Source organism: Pseudomonas sp. MIL9, from assembly GCF_016887925.1.
GTDB lineage: Bacteria > Pseudomonadota > Gammaproteobacteria > Pseudomonadales > Pseudomonadaceae > Aquipseudomonas > Aquipseudomonas mohnii.
Genome location: NZ_JAFEHE010000005.1, coordinates 120,187 through 140,140, shown reverse-complemented (window position 1 = coordinate 140,140; position 19,954 = coordinate 120,187). Strand labels below are relative to the sequence as shown.

The following is a 19,954-nucleotide window of genomic DNA, read 5'->3' as shown; positions in this document are numbered from 1 at the left end:
GTTGTTCATTTTCCATTGCCCTCGATGTGCCCCAACGGCACGCGCTTTTCGATGGCGCTCGACAACACAATCGACGTCTTGCTGAAGCCGAACGTGGCGATCCGGTTGATCAGCTCTTCCAGCTCCGGCATCGAACCCACCGCCGCTTGCATGATCACGCAGGGATCGCCCGTCACCCGGTGGCATTCAGTCAACTGTGGGATTTTGATCAGGTCGTCGTAGGCTTTCTGGTTGCCGTGCTGGTTCAGGCGCAGTTCGATCACGCACTGGATCGGCAGGCCCAGCTTGGCCATGTCGACTTTCGCCTGGTAACCGGTGATGACACCACTGGCTTCGAGCTTGGCCACGCGTTCGGCCACGGCCGGGGCGGACAGGTTGACCTTGCGCGCCAGGTCGGCGTAGGACGCGCGTCCGTTTTCCAGCAGGGCGCTGAGCAGCATTCGGTCATATTTATCCACGGGCGACTCCTGAAAAGGGCTGACTTTCGAAACAGCGGTATATAGCGCTGAACTCCGTGTTTTGAAAAGTGTACCGGCGCTTTAAAAAGGTTTTGTAGCTTATTTTTCGCTGTCAGCCTTTTTAGAATAGCGGCTCACTTGTCTTGCCTGTGAGCTGCCCCTCATGCCTGGCCTACGTCGTTTTCCCTTACCGCTGATCGCCGCCTTCTTCGCCTTGTATGTGATTTGGGGCTCGACCTACCTGGTGATCCGCATCGGCGTGGAGTATTGGCCGCCGCTGTTGCTGGCCGGGATTCGCTTCGTCATTGCCGGGAGCTTGATGTATGCCTTCCTGCGCTGGCGCGGGGCGCCGGCACCGACCTGGGCGCAATGGAAAGCCGCCGGCATCATCGGTGTGTTGTTGCTGGCGTGCGGCAACGGCGCGGTCAGCGTGGCTGAGCACACGGGCGTGGCCTCAGGTGTCGCTGCATTGGCGGTGGCGACGGTGCCGTTGTTCACCTTGCTTTGTGGCTACTTGTGGGGCGCGCGTAATACCCGTCTCGAATGGGCCGGGATTGTCCTCGGGCCGATCGGTATTGCCATGCTCAACCTGGGTTCCAACCTGCAATCGAGCCCCTTGGGCGCCGCGTTGTTGATCTTTGCCGCGGCGACCTGGGCCTTCGGTTCGGTGTGGAGCAAACACTTGCCATTGCCTCAGGGCGCCATGGCCAGTGCCGTGGAAATGCTGGTCGGCGGGGTGGTGTTGCTGATCGGCAGTGCCGTGAGCGGTGAACACCTGGAACAGATGCCACCGATCGAGGGCTGGGCCGCGCTGGCGTACCTGACCGTGTTCGGTTCGATCATTGCCTTCAATGCCTACATGTATCTGTTGAAACACGTGCGCCCGGCGGCGGCCACCAGTTATGCCTACGTCAACCCGGCGGTGGCGGTGTTGCTGGGGATCGTGTTCGTCGGCGAGACCATCGGTATCGAAGAAGGGCTGGCAATGCTGGTGATCATCAGTGCCGTGCTGTTGATCAGTCTGCCGCAGTGGCGCCGTTCGCCACCGCAGCCGGTGGTGAAGGCAGTGCCGACAGAATCCCGTGTGAATTAGGGTAAACTGCGCGCCATTGCACATTTGTTTTGCACACTTGTTTTGCACAACCCGCGCTGAATTTTCCTACGGTACTCCCATGACTTTCGCCTCCCTTGGCCTGATCGAACCCTTGCTGCGCTCCCTCGAGACGCTTGGCTACCAGACTCCGACGCCGGTTCAGGCGCAAGCCATCCCGGCGGTGCTGGCCGGTCGCGACCTGATGGCCGCCGCCCAGACCGGCACCGGCAAGACCGCCGGTTTCGCGCTGCCGCTCCTGCAATTGCTGGCCATGGAAGGGCCGAAAGTCACTGCCAACTCGGTACGCGCGTTGATCCTGGTGCCGACCCGCGAACTGGCCGAGCAAGTTCACGAAGCCGTGCGCCAGTACGCCGAGAACCTGCCGTTGCGCACCTACGCAGTGTACGGCGGGGTCAGCATCAACCCGCAAATGATGAAGCTGCGCAGCGGTGTCGATCTGCTGGTGGCGACCCCGGGCCGTTTGCTCGACCTGTTCCGCCAGAACGCGCTGAAGTTCAACCAGCTGCAAACCCTGGTGCTGGACGAAGCCGACCGTATGCTCGACCTGGGCTTCTCCGAAGAACTGGCGAACATTTACCGCGCATTGCCGAAGAAACGTCAGACGCTGCTGTTCTCCGCGACCTTCTCCGACGACATCCGCCTGCTGGCCGGGCAAATGCTCAACGACCCGCTGACCATCGAAGTCAGCCCGCGCAATGTGGCCGCCAACACCGTCAAGCAATGGGTGGTGACGGTGGACAAGAAGCGCAAGCCCGAGCTGTTCGTGCACTTGATGCGCAAGGGCAAGTGGAAGCAAGTGCTGGTGTTCGCCAAGACCCGTAATGGCGTGGATGCGTTGGTCGAGAAGCTGCAGGGCCTGGGCATCAATGCCGACGGCATCCACGGCGACAAACCCCAGGCGACCCGTCAGCGTGCGCTGGACCGTTTCAAGCTCAGTGAAGTGCAGATCCTGGTCGCCACCGACGTTGCGGCCCGTGGTCTGGATATCGAAGACTTGCCGCTGGTGGTCAATTTCGACTTGCCGATCGTCGCTGAGGACTACATCCACCGCATCGGCCGTACCGGCCGCGCGGGCTCGACCGGCGAGGCGATTTCCCTGGTGTGTGCCGATGAAGTGAACCTGCTCTCGGCCATCGAGATGCTCACCCGCCAGACCTTGAAGCGTCAGAACGAACCGGACTTCGAGCCTGAGCACCGGGTGCCGGACACCGATGCCAGCGGCCAGGTGATCAAGAAACCGAAAAAGCCTAAGAAGCCGAAAACGTCGGGTGGTGGCGGCAAGCGCAACCTGGGCAAGTGGGTTGATAGTGGGGAAGTCGCGCCAGCGGAACCTTCGGTCAAGCCTGTGCGCAAGGTGCCGGTGTTCAATACCGGGCCGCGCAAGCGTAAGCCTTAGTAGTTACGGCGCCGGCCAAATCGCTATCGCGAGCAGGCTCGCTCCCACAGGGCATTTGTGAACAACACAGATCCAATGTGGCAGCGAGCCTGCTCGCGATGGGCGCGCCTCGGTCTCAACGCCTGTGTTTCAACCAATCCACAATGCCCGCTCCCGCCGCCCGCCCACTGGCGAAACACGCGGTCAGCAGATAGCCGCCGGTCGGCGCTTCCCAGTCCAGCATTTCCCCTGCGCAGAAAACCCCGGGCAATTGCTTGAGCATCAAGCGTTCATCCATCGCTTCAAACAACACTCCGCCCGCACTGCTGATGGCTTCGTCCAATGGCCGGGTCTTCACGAGTGTCAGTGGCAATGCCTTGATCGCCTGGGCCAGCAACGCCATGTCCGTGAAGGTTTCGGCAGAGGTCAGCTCTCGCAGCAGCGCGGCTTTCACCCCATCGATGCCCAACTGACTGTGCAGGTGTTTGGCCATCGAGCGTGAGCCACGCGGCTTGCTCAGTGCCGACTGCACTTTATCCACAGGCCGGCCGGGCAGAAGGTCGATATGAATAGTCGCCGAGCCGTGCCGGTTGATCGCTTCGCGGATCGGTGCCGACAGGGCGTAGATCAGGCTGCCTTCGATGCCGGTGGCGGTTATCACGCATTCGCCGAGGCGCGGCACGTCGTCGTTGAGGCCGATGGCGATGTTTTTCAGCGGGCTGCCGGCGAATTTGCTGACCATCAATTCGCTCCAGGCCTGCACCTCGAAGCCACAATTACTCGGTTGCAGCGGTGCCAGTCCTACACCGCGTTGCTCCAGTGGCCGCATCCAGGCGCCGTCCGAGCCCAGGCGCGCCCAACTGCCGCCACCGAGCGCCAGCAGGGTGGCGTCGGCCTGAACGGTTTTTTCGCCTTCGGGGCTGTCGATGCGCAAACCGCCGTTTTCATTCCAGCCGACCCAGCGATGGCGGGTGTGGATAACGACGCCGCTGTCACGCAGGCGCTTGAGCCAGGCACGGAGCAGCGGCGCGGCTTTCATGTCGGTCGGAAAGACCCGGCCCGAGCTGCCGACGAAAGTGTCGATGCCCAGGTCCTGAATCCACTGGCACAGGGCTTCGGCGCCGAAGCCGCGCAGCAGCGGGGCGATCTGCGGTGCCCGTTCGGCATAGCGTGAAAGGAACGCCGGGTAGGCTTCGGAGTGGGTGATGTTCATGCCGCCGACGCCGGCCAGGAGGAATTTGCGCCCGACCGAAGGCATGCCGTCGTACAGATCGACCTTGATCCCGGCCTGGCTCAACACTTCAGCCGCCATCAGGCCGGCGGGACCGCCACCGATGATGGCGACGTGAGAGGTGGAGGGTGTCGAGGGTCGGGTCATGGGCTGCGCTGCGGTCTGGCGGGATAGGGCGGGCATTCTACCAGCCTCGCCTTCTGTAGGAGCGAGCTTGCTCGCGAAGGTCTTGAACGATAACGCGTGCAACCAGATGCCCAGCGGTGACGTTATGTTTCTCGCGAGCAGGCTCGCTCCTACAGGGGTTATCGGTGTTTTTTAGGGTGGTTAAAAAATGATCAGCTATCTGTAGCCCACAGTCCGCATGGGCTGCGGTCGCTTTCACTCAGGTTATCCACAGGCAGCTCCACAGGCATTGTGGGTAAAGCGTCCACAACTCAGTGACAACCTGATGACTGCCAGACCCGCTGCGCGCTGTGGTGGAGAATGCCGTGGCGGCGGGCCAGGGCTTTGCGGTCCTTGCTGTAACCGCCGCCAATCACCCCGACCACCGGGATGTCGCGGCCCAGGCAATGACGCATCACGGCTTCATCGCGGGCGGCGACGCCTTCGTCGGTCAGTTTCAGATAGCCGAGGGCATCGTCCTTGTGCACATCGACGCCGGCGTCATACAGCACCAGATCCGGCTGATAGAGCGGCAACAAATAGTTGAGCGCGTCATCCACCACCTTCAGGTAATCGGCATCGCCCATGCCATTGGGCAATGGAATGTCCCAGTCGCTTTCGGCCTTGCGTGCAGGAAAATTCTTCTCGCAATGCAGGGAAACGGTAATGGCCTCCGGAGTGTCGTGCAGGATGCGTGCAGTCCCGTCGCCCTGGTGCACATCGCAATCGAAGATCAGTACCCGGTTGACCCGGCCACTTTCCAGCATGAAATGGCTGATCACCGCCAGGTCATTGAAAATGCAGAAGCCGGCCGGGTGGTCGTAGTGAGCGTGGTGAGTGCCACCGGCCAGGTGACAGGCCAGGCCATGCTCGAGCGCCTGCTCGGCCGCCAGCAACGAGCCGCCGACTGCCCGCACTGTGCGCCGGGCCAGGGCTTCGCTCCAGGGCAGGCCGAGGCGACGTTGATCCTCGCGGGACAACTCGCCACCCATGTAGCGTTCGATATACGAAGGGTCATGGGCGAGGGCGAGAATCTCCGGCGGGCAGAGTTGCGGACGCAGCAGGTCGGCGTCGCGGGTCAGGCCGCTGTCCACCAGGTGATCGCGCAGCAGGCGGAACTTGTCCATGGGGAAGCGGTGATCCGCCGGGAATTCGGGACTGTAGTCTTCGTGATAAATCAGCGGCAGCGGCATGATGCTTTCGTACAGGAATGAGTGAAGGATCCTACCAGCGTTGTAGACTCGCGGCATGAAAATGGGGGGAGCACGATGGAGCCGATACTGGAACTCGCGAGCGCGCGGCTGCTGTTGCGGCAGTGGCAGGATGAGGATTTGCCGGAGTTTGCGGCGATGTGTGCCGATCCACAGGTCATGCGTTATTTCCCGGCACCCTTGAGCCGACTGGAAAGTGCTTCATTGATCGGGCGAATCCGTGGTCATTTCGCTGAGCATGGTTTCGGTCTGTGGGCGCTGGAGCGCAAGGACACGGGGCAGTTCATCGGATTTACCGGGCTCGGGGTGGTGGGTTTCGACGCGCCGTTCACCCCCGCCATCGAAATCGGCTGGCGCCTGGCGCGGGAGCATTGGGGGCTGGGTTATGCCAGCGAGGCGGCGTGGACCGCTCTGCGCTGCGGGTTTGACCGTTTGGCGCTGAACGAAATCGTCTCCTTTACGGCTGACAGCAACCTGCCGTCGCAGAAAGTCATGCAGGCCATCGGCATGCACCATGACTGCGCCGATGACTTTGAACACCCCAACCTTGCCGTCGATCATCCCTTGCGCCATCACGTGCTGTATCGCATCAGCCGTGAACAATGGCTGCAAACCTTGCATGGATAAGCCGCTGCGGATGTTTACAATGGCCCCCATCGGCCCTGGCCAGAAACTGAATCGACCGTCGCAGCCAAGACTGCGCGGCATTGCGTTGTGTGAGGAGAGTCTGAATGAGCCAAGTGTTGGATGATCTGGTCGACCTGCTGACCCTGGAGCCGATTGAGGAAAACCTGTTCCGTGGCCGTAGCCAGGACCTGGGTTTTCGCCAGTTGTTCGGCGGCCAGGTACTCGGCCAGTCGCTGTCGGCGGCCAGCCAGACCGTCGAAGAGGCGCGCCACGTGCATTCGATGCATGGCTACTTCCTGCGTCCGGGCGACGCCGGGTTGCCGGTGGTCTATCAGGTTGACCGGGTGCGCGACGGTGGCAGTTTCAGCACGCGCCGGGTGACGGCGATCCAGAAGGGCCATCCGATCTTCACCTGCAGCGCCTCGTTCCAGTACGACGAAGAAGGTTTCCAGCACCAAAGCGAAATGCCGCAAGTGGTCGGTCCGGAAAACCTGCCATCGGAACTGGAGCTGACCCAGCAGCGCGCGCACCTGATCCCTGAGAAAATGCGCGAAAAACTGCTGTGCCCCAAGCCGATCGAGTTCCGGCCGATCACCGAAAAGGATCCCTACAACCCGCTGCCGTCCGACCCGATCAAGTACGTCTGGTTTCGCGCCGACGGTGCCTTGGCCGACTCCCCGGCGCTGCACAAGTACTTGCTGGCCTACGCCTCGGATTTCGGTCTGCTGACCACCTCGATGCAGCCCCATGGCAAATCGGTCTGGCACAAGGACATGCAGGTCGCCAGCCTCGATCATGCGCTGTGGTTCCACGCCGATCTGCGTGCCGATGACTGGTTGTTGTACGCGATGGACAGTCCCTGGGCCGGCAACTCCCGCGGTTTCTCCCGTGGCAGCGTGTTCAACCGCGCCGGGAAACTGGTGGCCTCGGTCACGCAGGAAGGCCTGATCCGTCATCGCAAGGATTGGTCATGAGCCTGGCCGACGTGCGTCACTGGGTGTTCGACATGGACGGCACCCTGACCGTGGCGGTGCATGATTTCGCGGCGATTCGCGTGGCGCTGGCGATCCCGGCCGAAGATGACATCCTGACCCACCTCGCCGCGCTACCGGCCGACGAAGCCGCGGCCAAGCATGCGTGGCTGCTCGAGCACGAGCGCGACCTGGCGCTCGGGTCGAAACCGGCACCGGGTGCCGTAGAGCTGGTGCGTGACCTGGCCGGGCGCGGTTATCGCCTGGGCATTCTCACGCGCAATGCCCGTGAATTGGCGCATGTCACGCTGGAGGCCATTGGCCTGGCTGACTGCTTCGCGGTGGAGGACGTGCTGGGTCGAGACGAAGCACCACCAAAACCGCACCCCGGTGGTTTGCTGAAATTGGCGCAAGCCTGGAACGTACCGGCGAGCGAACTGGTGATGGTCGGTGATTACCGCTTTGATCTGGATTGCGGGCGGGCGGCGGGGGCACGGACGGTGCTGGTGAACCTGCCGGATAATCCGTGGCCGGAATTGACCGATTGGCATGCGCCGGATTGTGTGGCGTTGCGGCAGATGCTCTCGGCTTGAGGGCATGGTTGCCTGATCTGACGCCATCGTCGGAACGCCGCCCGGAGCAGGCTCGCTCCCACAATTAATCGCATACCACTGTGGGAGCGAGCCTGCTCGCGATGGCGCCGGCTCCGCCAGCGCAAAACCTACAGCCCGAACAACGCCTTTTGCCCCTCCGGCGAAGTAAACATCCCATCCCCGTCATGCCCGACGCCGGGTACTTCGATCAGCTGCTGATTGAGCCCTTTCGGTTGCAGCCGCTTCAGATACTCAAAGTAATTGCGCCCGCGAGCCAATCGATAGGGGCCTTGCGCCTGGGCTTCACAACCCTTGTCCAGCGCCGGGTGATTGGGGTCGATGTCCTGTTGCCCCAGCAGATAAACGATGTTGCGCTTGACGTAGGTTGCCTGCAGTTGCGCAGGCGTTTTCCCTTCGGCGTAGGCGGGTAGATCCGTCAGCCCGTACTTCCAGCGATTGAAGTCCGGGCAGCGGGCATGGCTGAAAGCCACTGGCCGGCGTTCGTCGAAGTACGCATAGGAAGATGGATTGGCGATGACATAGCGCACCTGCACCCCGGCGGCGTCGAGGGCTGGCTGATCGTGTCCGAGCATGGCGTATCGCTGAACCACTTGAGCGCCACCGGAGTGGCCGGCGATGACGATCTGCTTCACTTCGGGAAACTGCTCGCGATCACCCAGGCGGGCGATGATTTCGTCCAGAGCCGCATAGGCGCTGAGACGGAACGGCGCGGTGGATTCGCCACCCGCCATCCACTCATTGCCCTGCCAGCGCAGAACCGTCTCGGCGACGGGATGCATCGCGACGTCGGTTTCATTGAGAAATTGTGGGGCGATGACCAGTGTTGTCGCACTTTGCCCGGCCAGTTCCGCCGCGTGTTCGCCGCTGTGCAGGTAGGTCTGTGCATTGCGCAAGCGACCATGGACGATGATCAATACACGTTCGATCTTTGCCGGGCCAGGGCTGATGCCCACCGCGATCTCGCCTGATTTCAACAACAGGCGTCCGGGGCTGACCTCCTTGACGGCATGCTCGGCAGCCCAAGTACTTGTGCAAGTGATCAACAACGCCAACAGCCACGTCTTCATTTACAGATTTTTCGCCGCAAAGGTATCGCACTGGCCAACCTGGCCTTGGGCGAATCCGGTTTTGAACCAGCGCACCCGTTGCGCCGACGTACCATGGGTAAACGAGTCGGGCACCACACGGCCCTGACCCTGTTGCTGCAAACGATCATCGCCGATGGCATTGGCCGCGTTGAGCGCTTCTTCGACATCGCCCGGTTCCAGCCAGTTCAGCCGTCGTTGTGCGTGGTTGGCCCAGACGCCGGCCAGGCAATCGGCTTGCAGTTCTTGACGCACCAGCAAGCCACCATTGCCTTCCATTTGCCGGCCTTGCTGGCGCGCGGCCTGAATTTTCGCGGAAACACCGAGCAAGGTCTGCACGTGGTGTCCGACTTCATGAGCGATCACGTAGGCCTGGGCAAAGTCCCCCGCCGCAGAAAAGCGTTGGGCCATTTCCTGGAAAAACGCCATGTCCAGATAGACCTTCTGGTCCGCCGGGCAATAGAACGGACCGGTCGCCGACGTCGCCAGGCCACAGGCCGAGTTCACGCGATTGCTGAACAACACCAGGGTCGGGTCTTTGTATTGCTTGCCGGCCTGCTGGAAAATCTGCTGCCAGGTGTCCTCGGTATCACCCAGAATCGAACGGACGAATTCGGCGCCTTCATCGTTGGCTGGTGGCGCCTTGCGCGTCTGAGTGGTCGCCGGTGCCGTTTGCTGGCCCATCTGCCCGGTCAGTTGGCCGAGGATCTGCAGCGGGTCCTGGCCGGTGATCCAGCCGATGCCGACGATCAGAAGGATCGCCGTCAGGCTCAGGCCCTTGCCACCGCCAAAGCGCATCCCGCCACCGCCGACATCATCGCCACGGGCATCGACCACGTTGTCACTGCGTCGGCCTTTTTTCCATAGCATGTGGGAATCCTCTTCTGTTCCGGGTAATGACCCGTGCGGTGAGTGTTGCTGCCAAGTGGGAGCGGCGCCAGTCCAGTCGTCCGGGTTTTTGTCGCACGCGCCCGCAGGCCCGGCAACCCCTGACGGATTGCCGAGTACATTTCAGGCTTGTATTGAACACGGACACCCCGACGAATTCCGCAGGGCGACGGTTTTTTTATCGGGGGAACATCGAGCGCTGCGTAAAGCGCCCAGATCGGCGGGGTTATTCGTCGAACGCGTCCCATACCGGGGCAAAGGGCGGGCTGACCTGACGCTCGCGTTTGGAAAGGCTGGCGATCAAGGCGCGGTCCGTGTCATCCAGTTGCACCTCCAGCGCCGCCAGGTTGGCGCATTGATTGGCCTCGCTACTGGCCTTGGGAATGGCGGCGACGTTCGCCTGATCCAGCAGCCATTTGAGTGCGACCTGGGTTGGCAGCACCCCGTGTTTGGCGGCGATCTGCCGGATCTGTGGGATGTCCGACACCTTGTTGCGAGCCAGTGGCGTGTAGGCCGTCAGCGCCAGATCGTGTTGACGGGCGTAGTTGAGCAGGGCGTTTTGGCCGAGCAGTACGTGATACTCGACCTGAATGGCGGACAGCGGAGCGCCCAGTTCCTCGACCACTGTGCGCAACAGCGGCAGCGGAAAATTCGCCACGCCGATGTTGCGCGCCAGGCCCTGTTCCTTGAACGACACCAGGGTCTCGATCGTACGCGGCAGGTCCCAGTCGGTGCTCGGCCAATGGATCATGAACAGGTCGACATAGTCGCTGCGCAGGGCCTTGAGGCTGCGGTCCATGGAGTGGCGCATGGCGTCGGGTTGCAGTTGGTCCCACCAGACCTTGGTGGTGACATGGATCTGCTCGCGGGGTGTCGGACTGTTCGCCAGCGCCTGACCGACAGCGTCTTCGTTGTTGTAGCCCGCCGCCGTATCGACGTGCCGATAACCCAGTGCCAAGGCCTGTTCCACGGCGCGGGTGCATTCCTCGCCCAGCATCGGCCAGGTGCCGAGGCCCAGTTTTGGCATGTTCAAGCCTTGGGCGTTAACGATGTGCTGCATGGTCGATCTCCTTTTCATAAGCGGTGATACCCGCGATATGCCGCGCAGCGATGTAGCCGAAGGTCAGCGCCGGCCCCAGATTGATGCCGCCGGCGGGGTAGTGCCCGCCCATGATGCTGGCCATGTCGCCGCCCGCCGCATACAGCCCGGCGATGGCCTGACCTGTGCTGTCGAGGACCTGGGCGTTTGCGTTGACCTTGAGTCCGGCGAAGGTGCCGAAGCAGCCGGGCTGGACCTTCACCGCGTAGAACGGCCCTTGTTCGATCGGCGCGACGCAGGGGTTGGGTTGCTGCCGCGCATCGCCCTGCTTGCGGTTATAGGGGGTAGAACCGCGTCCGAACTGCGGGTCTTCGCCGTTGCGCGCATGGCGGTTGTAGTCTTCCACGGTGCGGCGTAGACCGTCCGGATCGATGCCGCAGGCCGACGCCAACGCTTCAAGGGTGTTACCGGTTTTCAGATAGCCGCTGCGGATAAAGGCTGACAGCGGCACCGGAAACGGCCGAGAGATGCCCAGCCCGTAGCGACGCTGGAAACCATGGCTGCAAATCAGCCACGAAGCGACCTCTTCGCCCGGCGGGGCAGCGGCGACCATGGCCTTGACGTAGTCGTAGTAACCGTTCGCTTCGTTGACGAAGCGCTGGCCATTGCTCAGCACGCCGATGATCCCCGGCTTGCCGCGTTCAATGATGTGCGGGAAATGGCCAACGCTGCCGTCGCTGTGGGGCACCTGCGAGACCGGTGCCCAGGCGACCGGTGACGCCACATCGGTATTCACTCGAGCGCCGGCGCTTTCGCCCAGTCGCAGCCCGTCGCCGGACACTGCCAGCGGCGGCAACGCCAGGTGCTCGCGCCCGGTAGGCGTGCGCGGAAACAATGCCTTGCGCCGTTCGATGTCATTGGCAAAACCGCCCGCCGCGAGCACGACGGCCTTGCGCGCCTGGATGCGCACGGAACCCTTGGCGGTGCTGACCACCGCACCACGGACCTGATGGTTCTCGCGCAGCAACTCGGTGACGGGGGCCGACTCCCACAGCAATACACCGAGGTCCTCGGCGGATTTTGCCAGGCGTGCGACCAGCGCCACACCGTTGACCAGTTGCATCGCGCGGCCATGCACGGCGAGGTCGAGCAGGTGGCGGGTGAAGCGTCGGGTGACGTGCCAGGCGGCGGGCAGCGAGCGGGTCAGGTTGAGGAATGCCGTAAGGTCCGCGCCTGCCATGATCGGCATGCCCATGAACGATGTTTCACGCATGGTTTTGCGCAGCCGCTTGAGCAGCTTGCCGACTTTTCGTGCGTCATAAGGGGCGGCGATCACCGAGCGCCCGCCGGTGCCTGCGCCTGGCGTGTCGCCGTGAATGTCGGCAATGGCATTGCCGTCGGCGAATTGCAGCGAGGTGTGCTGTTCGAAAAACGCAACCATCTGTGGGCCGGCCTCGAGGAAGGCATCAATCATCGCCGGCTCGAAGTGCTCGCCCAACTCGTGCTTCAAGTAGGTGCGCGGCAGTGCCACGTCTTCGACGATGCCGGCGCGGCGGGCCAGGGGGTTGCAGGGCACCCAGGCCCAGCCGCCGGACCATGCGGTGGCGCCACCGAAAACCGCATCCTTTTCCACCACAATGACTTTCAGGCCATGCCATGCCGCCGTGACAGCGGCCGACAAACCGGCCGCACCGGAGCCGACGATCAGCACATCGCAGTCGATGTCGGGAAGAATGGGCGGTTCGGCAGGCATTGTGAGCACTCCAGCGGTTTATTATTTTGGAATTTGATTCCAGAAAATATAAGAGGTCGACGGAGTCGGGCAAGCCTGGGGCGCACAAAGCGGGCGGTAATCGGACGGCGAGTTCCAGATTTCGCATTCGGCCGGTTGTCTTCTAGAATCGAGCAAATTTTGCGTGGAAGCTCCCATGGCCGGCAGTCAGATCGAACGTGTTTTCAGTGTGCTTGAAAGCCTCACCAGCGACCCCCGTGGTCTGCCGATGCAGACCCTGGCAGAGCAGCTGGACATCCCCAAGAGCGCCACCCATCGCTTGCTCGCGGAGCTGATTCGCCTCGGTTATGTGCGACAGAATCCGGAGAACCTGCGCTATCACCTGTCGACCAAACTGGTGGCGATGGGGTTCCGTTATCTGTCGAGCAGTGGCGCCGATATCGTGCAGCCGGTGCTCGATCGCCTGGCTCAGGAAACCGGTGAACTGGTGCGCCTGGGCGTTATAGACGGCGAGCGGCAGACCTGGATCGCCAAGTCCCAGGGGGCCCGCTCCGGCTTGCGCTACGACCCGGACATGGGCCGCGATGCACCGCTGTTCTACACGGCCTCCGGGCACGCGTGGCTGGCGTGCATGAGCGATGCCGAAGCCCTGTCGCTGGTGGAACGCCAGGCCATGGACCGACCACTGGAACTGGGGCCGAATGCGCCGCGTTCGAACATTGAATTGCTCGAGCGCCTGCGCCTGGCGCGGGAGCAAGGCTACGCCTGTGTCGAGGAAAGCTCGGCGGTCGGCACCTCGGCGATTGCCGCAGTGGTGCGTCATCCCGGCGATGGCCGGGTGATCGGCGTACTCAGCATTGCCGGGCCGAGTGCGCGCATGCCGGGCGCGCGGCTGCACGAACTGGCGCCGTTGTTGTTGAGGTTTACCGAGGAATTGTCGGCGGCGAGCCTGGCGTCGGAGTTATTTAACTGAGGCCTGGATAAGCCCGGTGGGAGCGAGCCTGCTCGCGATTACGGTTTGTCAGTCAGCACGATGATTGGATGAACTGCCCTCATCGCGAGCAGGCTCGCTCCCACAGTTTGATTGGTGTCTTTCTTGAAACCGTGCGTTGTTCGAACACTTTCAGTGCTTGTGTGTGTAAGAATCTGGAACCGGGTTCTAAATTATTGGAAATCTTCCTTCCAACAATAAGCACAAGAGGACCGCGTCTTGAATTCGCCCCTTCGAATCGCCCTGATCGGCGCTGGCATCATGGGCCAGCAGCATTACCGGCACCTGAAAACCCTGACTGAAGCGACGCTGTGCGCGGTGGCCGATCCCGGTCCGCAAGCGGCAACCCTCGCCGCTGAATGGGGGGTGGCGTATTTCGCCGATCACACTCAGATGCTGGCGCAGACGAAGCCGGACGCGGTCATCGTCGCCAATCCGAATAACCTGCACGTCAGCACCGCCCTCGACTGCCTCGCCGTCGGTGTGGCGGTGTTGCTGGAGAAACCGGTCGGCGTGCATCTGGATGAGGTTCGCCGGTTGGTGGAGGCTTCGAAGGCTACGGGTGTACCGGTGCTGGTGGGCCATCATCGGCGGCACAACCCGTTGATCGTCCGTGCCCATGAACTGGTCAAGAGCGGCGCCCTGGGCCGGTTGACCACGGTCACGGCGCTCTGGCAGTTGCGCAAACCCGACAGTTACTTCGAGACGCCCTGGCGCCGCGAGGCGGGTGCCGGGATGTTGTTGACCAACCTGATCCACGACCTCGATTTGCTGCGGCACTTGTGCGGTGAAGTGCGTCAGGTGCAGGCCATCACCAGCAACGCCATCCGCGGTTTTGCCAACGAAGATTGCGCGGCGGTGTTGCTGCAGTTCGACAACGGTGCCCTGGGCAGCCTGACCGGGTCCGACGCGGTGGCGGCGCCCTGGAGTTGGGAGCTGGATTCCGGGGAGAACCCGGTGTATCCGCGTCAGGCCGACCAGCCGTGTTACTTGCTCGCCGGAACCGGCGGGGCACTGAGCATTCCGCAACTCAAGCGCTGGCATTACACCGAAGCCGATGGCGGGTGGCATCAGTCCCTGGTGCAGACGCAGGAAAGCTTCAGCGCCGATGAGGCGTTGCGCTTGCAGTTGCAGCATTTCGTGCACGTCGCGCGCCGGGAGGTCGAGCCGCTGGTGAGCGCCGCCGATGCCGCCCGCACCCTGGCGCTGATCGAAGCCATCCGCGAAGCCGCCGAAACCGGTCGCGCTTGCACACCTTCCCTGATTGAGGCTTGACCATGAGTGAACGAATCTTTTCCCTGGCCAGTCTGACCGTGCTGGAATTGTCACCGCCCGAGATGGTCGAAGTCGCGGCGCGGGCCGGGTACAGCCACGTCGGCTTGCGTCTGGTGCCGGCGACGCCGGAGGAGCACCATTTTGCCCTGGTGGCGGATGCGGGTTTGCGCCGTCAGACCCTGGCACGTCTGCGCGATACCGGCATACGTGTACTGGATGTCGAAATTCTGCGCTTGAAGCCGGATACCGTCGTCGCCGAATTCGAGAAGGTGCTGGCGGTCGGTGCCGAATTCGGTGCGACTGAATTGCTGGTGGCCGGTAATGATTTGGATGAGCAACGCATGACCGATAACTTCGCCCGGCTTTGTGATCTGGCGGCCCCTTATGGACTGCATCCGCACCTGGAGTTCATGCCCTGGACCGATGCGCGCAACCTTGAGCAAGCCGTGCGCATCGTCGAGGCGGCCGGGCGCGAAAGCGGTGCAGTGCTGGTGGACGCGTTCCATTTCGATCGCTCCGGGTCGCGGCTGGAAGATCTGGCCAGGGTTGCCCCTTCGCGGCTTCGGTATGCGCAGTTATGTGATGTGGCGGGGCCGCGTCCGGCGGACATGGCCAAGATTTTGCGTCAGGCCCGTAATGAGCGGCGGTTTCCCGGCGATGGCGATTGCGATCTGCCGGGGCTGTTGCGCTGTTTGCCGGCTAACATTCCATTGAGTCTGGAAATTCCCACCGTGCAACTGCTGGAGCAGGGCGTGAGCGGGTTGGACCGGGCGCAGATGGCGTTGGATAAAACCCGGGAATTGTTGGCGCGGCTGTAAGCGGTGCTGTGCATCTATCGCGGGCAAGCCACGCTCCCACACGTTTTATGCTGACCTGTGGGAGCGTGGCTTGCCCGCGAAGCTTTTGATTTTTGATGTAAACAAAAGGAAACCCAATGACAGTCAGCACCCCGCTTTCCGGCGTCAATCAGCCCTTCAAGGGCATCTTGCTGATCGTCGTTGCCACCTTCCTGTTTTCCAGTCATGACGCGATATCCAAATACCTCTCGGGGTTCTATCCGATTGTCATGGTGGTGTGGGCGCGTTATGTGGTGCACACCTTGTTGATGGCCGGAATATTCCTGCCGCAATCCGGGTTGCGGGTGTTGCGTACCAAGCGCCCGTTACTGCAGCTCGTCCGGGCGTTATGCCTGCTGGGCACCAGCCTGTTTTTCACCACGGGATTGATGTACATCCCGCTGGCGGAAGCGACCTCGGTCAACTTCCTGGCGCCCGTGCTGGTCACGGCGTTGTCGGTGCCGTTGCTCAAGGAGCGCGTGACGCGCGGGCAGTGGTTGGCGGTGATTTTCGGTTTCAGCGGCGTGCTGATCATTGTTCACCCAGGCGGCGAGTTGTTCACCCCGGCGGTGCTGCTGCCGTTCTGTTCGGCGCTGTTTTTCTGCTTCTATCAACTGCTGACCCGCAAGCTCAGCGAAATCGACAGTCCGACCACCAGCAACTTCTTCGCCGGGCTGTGCAACACCCTGGTGATGAGTGCGTTGGTGCCGTTCTTCTGGCAGGTGCCGAGCCTGCCGCATGGCGTGCTGATGCTGGCGCTGGGCGCCTGCGGCATGACGGCGCATCTGTTTCTGACCCAGGCTTTCCGCCATGCCGCGCCCGCCTTGCTGGCGCCCTTCAGTTACTGCCAGATCGTGTTTGCCGGCCTGCTGGGCTGGTTGCTCTTTTCCCACACGCCAACCCTGACCACGGTGCTCGGGATCGCGGTGATTTGCTGCAGTGGCCTGGCGGCGGCCTGGCAGCAAAAAAGTCGCCGTTGAGGCCGCTCAGAACCTGAAGCGCACCACCAGGTTTTGCAGGCCCGCCGCCAATTGCGACAGCTCCTGGCTGGTGGCACTGGTGCGGGTCGAGGCGTCGGCGCTTTGCAGTGACAGGTCGCGAATGTTCAGCAGATTCCTGTCCACCTCGCGGGCCACCGCCGCTTGCTCTTCCGATGCGCTGGCAATCACCAGGTTGCGCTCATGGATCTGTTCCATGGCCCGGGTAATCTCCGCCAGCGCGATGCCAGCCTGTTCAGCGAGCGACAGAGTTTGCGCAACGCGCTGGCTGCTGTCGTGCATCGACAGCACCACCCCTTCGGTATCGCCCTGAACCCGGCCGATCATCTGTTCGATTTCCCGTGTCGATTGTTGGGTGCGATGGGCCAGTGCGCGAACTTCATCGGCCACGACCGCAAACCCGCGCCCGGCTTCCCCGGCTCGGGCAGCCTCGATAGCCGCGTTGAGCGCCAGCAGGTTGGTCTGTTCGGCGATGGCGCGAATCACGTCCAGCACCTTGCCGATTTCCCGGGATTGCTCGGCCAGGGTTTGCACCTGTTGCAGGGCTGTGCCGGCATCGGCGCTCATGGCCTGGATCGAGTCGAGTGTTTCAATCACCCGCGCCTGACCCTCACTCGCCTGTTGTGTCGACTGGCGCGTACTGTCAGAAGTCGATACGGCATTGCGTGCGACTTCTTCCACGGCCACGGTCATCTCGTTCACCGCCGTGGCGGCTTGTTCGATTTCGTTGTGCTGCTGTTGCAGGCGGCCAGCGTCCTGGTGGGTGCTCTGTTTCATCTGGTTGGCGGCAGCGGCCAGTTGCGTGGAGGCGTCGCTGATCCGTTGCAGGGTCTCGCGCAGGCTGGTTTGCATGATCGACAACGCGGTCAGCAAACGCCCGGTTTCATCCGTGCCGTGGCTGCTGATCGGCGTACTGAGATCCCCGGCGGCGACCTGTTCGGCCACGTCTACTGCCTGACGGATGGGCGCCACGATGCTGCGAATCAGCATCCAGGCGAGGAGCACGGTCAGCAGCGAGACGGCGATCAAGGCCCCGATCACCGTGACTTTCACCTGGTTGTAGAGCGCGTCGGCCTGTTGCGCCGATTGGCTGACTTGCTGGGTGGTGAGGGCCACCAGCTCGGCGAACTGGTCACCGGTCAGGGTCGAGTAATCCTGGATCTTGCCGTTGAGCAGCGCGGTCATTTCTTCCTGGCGGTTTTCCCGCGACAGGGTTTCGTATTGCGCCAGCGCTTGACGGTATTGGGTGACGGTCGCGACGAATTTTTCGTACGGCTCTCTGTTGTAATCGCCTACGAGGGGGGTGAATTTGTTCAGGGCCTGTTCCAGCCAGCCCTGCACCTGATGCAGGCGGCTCACCGTGGCCTCGAGCACCTTGGGGTCGCGGTTGAGTGCCATGCGCAGGCTGAGTACGCGAATGCTCAATGCATAGTCGCGGATTTCCCCCAGGTAGCGGGTGCTGGGCAGGGAGATGTTCTCGGTGTATTGGCCGGTGGCACGCACTTCGGCGACTTGCTTGAGGGCGAACAAACCCTGCAACAGCACCAGCAGGGCGATGAGACCGAAGCTGATGACCGCGCGTTGGGCGATGCTCAGGCGACCTGGCGACATGATTAGACCTCCTTGGCGATGAACGAAAAATCGTGGATTCATGAAATGCGGGCACAAAAAAAGCGCAGGCCCGAAATCGGGCCTGCGCCGAGGCAGCATCAGTCTTCTACTTTCGGAATCTTGCGCGGGGCCATGAAGTACATCCAGGTCAGAGCGATGAAGTACATCGCCGGAATCAGGGTGAACAGCACGGTGTAGTTATTGTTGGTGACGGTCAGGATGTGGCCGACCAACTGGGTCATGAACATCCCGCCAATGGCGGCGCACATGCCACCGAAACCGAACACCGTACTCATCATGTGCTTGGGCGTGTAGTCCATCACCAGGCTCCAGATGTTGGCGGTCCAGGCCTGGTGCGCGCCGATGGCCAGGGAGATGGCGAACACCGCGACCCACAGGTTGCTGGAGCCGGCGGCCATGATCACGCCGATGATGCAGCAGGCGAACAGGAACATGGACATCAGTCGCGCCTTGATCGGGTTGACACCGCGGCCGATCAGGAACGAGGACAGAATCCCGCCACCCACGCTACCGAAGTCGGCCGTCAGGTAGATGATGATCAGCGGGATGCCCATCTGGGTGACGTTGATGCCCAGGTTGTATTGCTGATTGAGGAACGGTGGCAGCCAGTACAGGTAGAACCAGAACACCGGCGCGGTGATCGAGTAGGCGAGGGCGAAGGCCCAGGTGCCACGCATGCGCAGGATTTTCGAGAACGGTACGCGCGCTTGTTCGGGTTCGACTTCCTGCTGGATGTAGTCCAGTTCCGACTGTTTAACGCGAGGGTGATCTTCCGGGTTGAAGTATTTCAGGCCCCAGCACACCAGCCAGATGCCGCCCAGTGCCGCCATGCACAGGAACGCGGCTTGCCAGCCCCAGGCGTGCAGGATCAATGGCAGCAGCATCGGGGTGAACATCGCACCGACGTTGGTCCCGGCGTTGAAAATGCCGGTGGCCACGGCACGCTCACCGGCCGGGAACCACAGGCGCGTGGTCTTCACGCAGGCCGGGTAGTTGGCGGCTTCGGTCAGGCCGAGGATGAAGCGGCAAACCATGAAGCCAGCCGCCGATGTGGCCAGGCCATGAGCGCCGGTTGCGAGGCTCCAGAGCAGTACGGCGCAGAAGAATACGCGTTTCACACCGACCCGATCGATCAAGCGGCCTTGCAGCACGAAGCCGATGGCGTAGCCGACCTGGAACCAGAAGTTGATGTTGGCGTAGTCCATCGCCGTCCAGCTCATTTCCTTGGCCAGGATGGGCTGCATGACGCCGAGGGCGGCGCGGTCGATGTAGTTCAGGGTGGTCGCGAAGAACACCAGGGCCAGCATGCCCCAGCGGGTCTTGCCGACAGCCATGGCGCCGCGGATTTTGTCGCCGATGCCAGCAGTGGCAGCGCTCATGGCCGGGGCCATGCGTGAGCTTTGTGTAGGATTCATGTGTGCCATCCGTTCAATGACTGACGAGCGAAGCTCGTCGGGACTTCAAGGGCGCGTGATCAATCGATGGCGGCGAGCGCGTGAGGACTGATCGGCTGTTTCGTCGGCTGACGGTTATTCAGCGAGCGGCACGTGTGTGCCAGCGGTGCGCAGGGGTCGGATGGACGCCGGGCCAGGCGTAATGGCGTTGGTTCGAGCGAGCAGAGCGGTGAAGGAGCGCATGAGCGTATACCCGTTTTTTTGAAATTTTTATGTGGTGTTCTGGGTCGTTGTTAACTGGGACCGATGTGTGGTGAC

At 62.3% G+C, this 19,954-nt stretch carries 18 protein-coding genes; 9 read left to right on the top strand and 9 right to left on the bottom strand.

The window, feature by feature from the left end; translation table 11 throughout:
• Nucleotides 1–5: 5 nt before the first annotated feature.
• Complete coding sequence (locus tag JQF37_RS07225) at nt 6–458, bottom strand: Lrp/AsnC family transcriptional regulator (RefSeq protein ID WP_007990688.1); 453 nt, start codon at nt 456–458, stop codon at nt 6–8.
• A 163-nt stretch (nt 459–621) separates the two neighbouring features.
• Here JQF37_RS07225 and yedA point away from each other — a divergent pair, with 163 nt between their 5' ends.
• Nucleotides 622–1,551: a drug/metabolite exporter YedA gene (yedA, locus tag JQF37_RS07220; protein WP_130204695.1), complete on the top strand. Its 930-nt coding sequence runs from the start codon at nt 622–624 to the stop codon at nt 1,549–1,551.
• A 79-nt stretch (nt 1,552–1,630) separates the two neighbouring features.
• Complete coding sequence (locus JQF37_RS07215; protein WP_130204697.1) at nt 1,631–2,968, top strand: DEAD/DEAH box helicase; 1,338 nt, start codon at nt 1,631–1,633, stop codon at nt 2,966–2,968.
• 115 nt (nt 2,969–3,083) lie between these two features.
• Here JQF37_RS07215 and JQF37_RS07210 read toward each other — a convergent pair whose 3' ends face one another.
• Both JQF37_RS07210 and JQF37_RS07205 read right to left on the bottom strand, forming a co-directional pair.
• Nucleotides 3,084–4,325 carry a TIGR03862 family flavoprotein gene (locus JQF37_RS07210; RefSeq protein WP_130204882.1) on the bottom strand — a complete coding sequence of 414 codons (1,242 nt, stop codon included), beginning with the start codon at nt 4,323–4,325 and terminating at the stop codon, nt 3,084–3,086.
• 290 nt (nt 4,326–4,615) lie between these two features.
• Complete coding sequence (locus tag JQF37_RS07205; RefSeq protein WP_130204698.1) at nt 4,616–5,536, bottom strand: histone deacetylase; 921 nt, start codon at nt 5,534–5,536, stop codon at nt 4,616–4,618.
• A gap of 75 nt (nt 5,537–5,611) precedes the next feature.
• Here JQF37_RS07205 and JQF37_RS07200 point away from each other — a divergent pair, with 75 nt between their 5' ends.
• The 3 genes from JQF37_RS07200 (at nt 5,612) to JQF37_RS07190 (ending at nt 7,745) form a co-directional block, all read left to right on the top strand.
• Entirely contained in the window at nt 5,612–6,181 is a 570-nt protein-coding gene (locus JQF37_RS07200; protein WP_130204699.1) for a GNAT family N-acetyltransferase, read from the top strand.
• Nucleotides 6,182–6,285: 104 nt separating this feature from the next.
• Nucleotides 6,286–7,155, top strand: a complete 870-nt coding sequence (gene tesB, locus JQF37_RS07195) for an acyl-CoA thioesterase II (protein WP_130204701.1) — start codon at nt 6,286–6,288, stop codon at nt 7,153–7,155.
• Nucleotides 7,152–7,745, top strand: a complete 594-nt coding sequence (locus JQF37_RS07190) for an HAD family hydrolase (protein WP_198131626.1) — start codon at nt 7,152–7,154, stop codon at nt 7,743–7,745. Before tesB ends, JQF37_RS07190 begins: the two co-directional genes overlap by 4 nt.
• A gap of 128 nt (nt 7,746–7,873) precedes the next feature.
• Here JQF37_RS07190 and JQF37_RS07185 read toward each other — a convergent pair whose 3' ends face one another.
• The 4 genes from JQF37_RS07185 to JQF37_RS07170 form a co-directional block, all read right to left on the bottom strand.
• Entirely contained in the window at nt 7,874–8,833 is a 960-nt protein-coding gene (locus JQF37_RS07185; RefSeq protein ID WP_130204705.1) for an alpha/beta hydrolase, read from the bottom strand.
• Nucleotides 8,834–9,721, bottom strand: a complete 888-nt coding sequence (locus tag JQF37_RS07180; protein WP_130204707.1) for a neutral zinc metallopeptidase — start codon at nt 9,719–9,721, stop codon at nt 8,834–8,836.
• 244 nt (nt 9,722–9,965) lie between these two features.
• The gene (locus JQF37_RS07175) at nt 9,966–10,799 is read right to left on the bottom strand and encodes an aldo/keto reductase (protein ID WP_130204709.1); all 834 of its coding nucleotides are present in this window, start codon (nt 10,797–10,799) and stop codon (nt 9,966–9,968) included.
• A complete protein-coding gene (locus tag JQF37_RS07170) occupies nt 10,783–12,531 on the bottom strand; it encodes an FAD-dependent oxidoreductase (RefSeq protein ID WP_130204711.1) in 1,749 nt (582 codons plus the stop codon). The genes JQF37_RS07175 and JQF37_RS07170 overlap by 17 nt, the downstream gene beginning before the upstream one ends.
• Before the next feature lie 175 nt (nt 12,532–12,706).
• Between JQF37_RS07170 and JQF37_RS07165 the strand changes: the two genes are divergently transcribed.
• From JQF37_RS07165 to JQF37_RS07150, 4 genes are all read left to right on the top strand, one after another.
• Nucleotides 12,707–13,483: an IclR family transcriptional regulator gene (locus JQF37_RS07165; protein WP_130204713.1), complete on the top strand. Its 777-nt coding sequence runs from the start codon at nt 12,707–12,709 to the stop codon at nt 13,481–13,483.
• A 237-nt stretch (nt 13,484–13,720) separates the two neighbouring features.
• Nucleotides 13,721–14,776 carry a Gfo/Idh/MocA family oxidoreductase gene (locus JQF37_RS07160; protein ID WP_130204715.1) on the top strand — a complete coding sequence of 352 codons (1,056 nt, stop codon included), beginning with the start codon at nt 13,721–13,723 and terminating at the stop codon, nt 14,774–14,776.
• Between the two features lie 2 nt (nt 14,777–14,778).
• Nucleotides 14,779–15,594, top strand: coding sequence for a sugar phosphate isomerase/epimerase (locus tag JQF37_RS07155; RefSeq protein ID WP_130204717.1), 816 nt, complete (start codon nt 14,779–14,781; stop codon nt 15,592–15,594).
• A gap of 116 nt (nt 15,595–15,710) precedes the next feature.
• A complete protein-coding gene (locus JQF37_RS07150) occupies nt 15,711–16,592 on the top strand; it encodes a DMT family transporter (protein ID WP_130204719.1) in 882 nt (293 codons plus the stop codon).
• Nucleotides 16,593–16,598: 6 nt separating this feature from the next.
• Here JQF37_RS07150 and JQF37_RS07145 read toward each other — a convergent pair whose 3' ends face one another.
• Nucleotides 16,599–18,221 carry a methyl-accepting chemotaxis protein gene (locus JQF37_RS07145; protein ID WP_130204721.1) on the bottom strand — a complete coding sequence of 541 codons (1,623 nt, stop codon included), beginning with the start codon at nt 18,219–18,221 and terminating at the stop codon, nt 16,599–16,601.
• A 98-nt stretch (nt 18,222–18,319) separates the two neighbouring features.
• Nucleotides 18,320–19,633: an MFS transporter gene (locus JQF37_RS07140; protein WP_223272640.1), complete on the bottom strand. Its 1,314-nt coding sequence runs from the start codon at nt 19,631–19,633 to the stop codon at nt 18,320–18,322.
• Nucleotides 19,634–19,954: the final 321 nt, after the last annotated feature.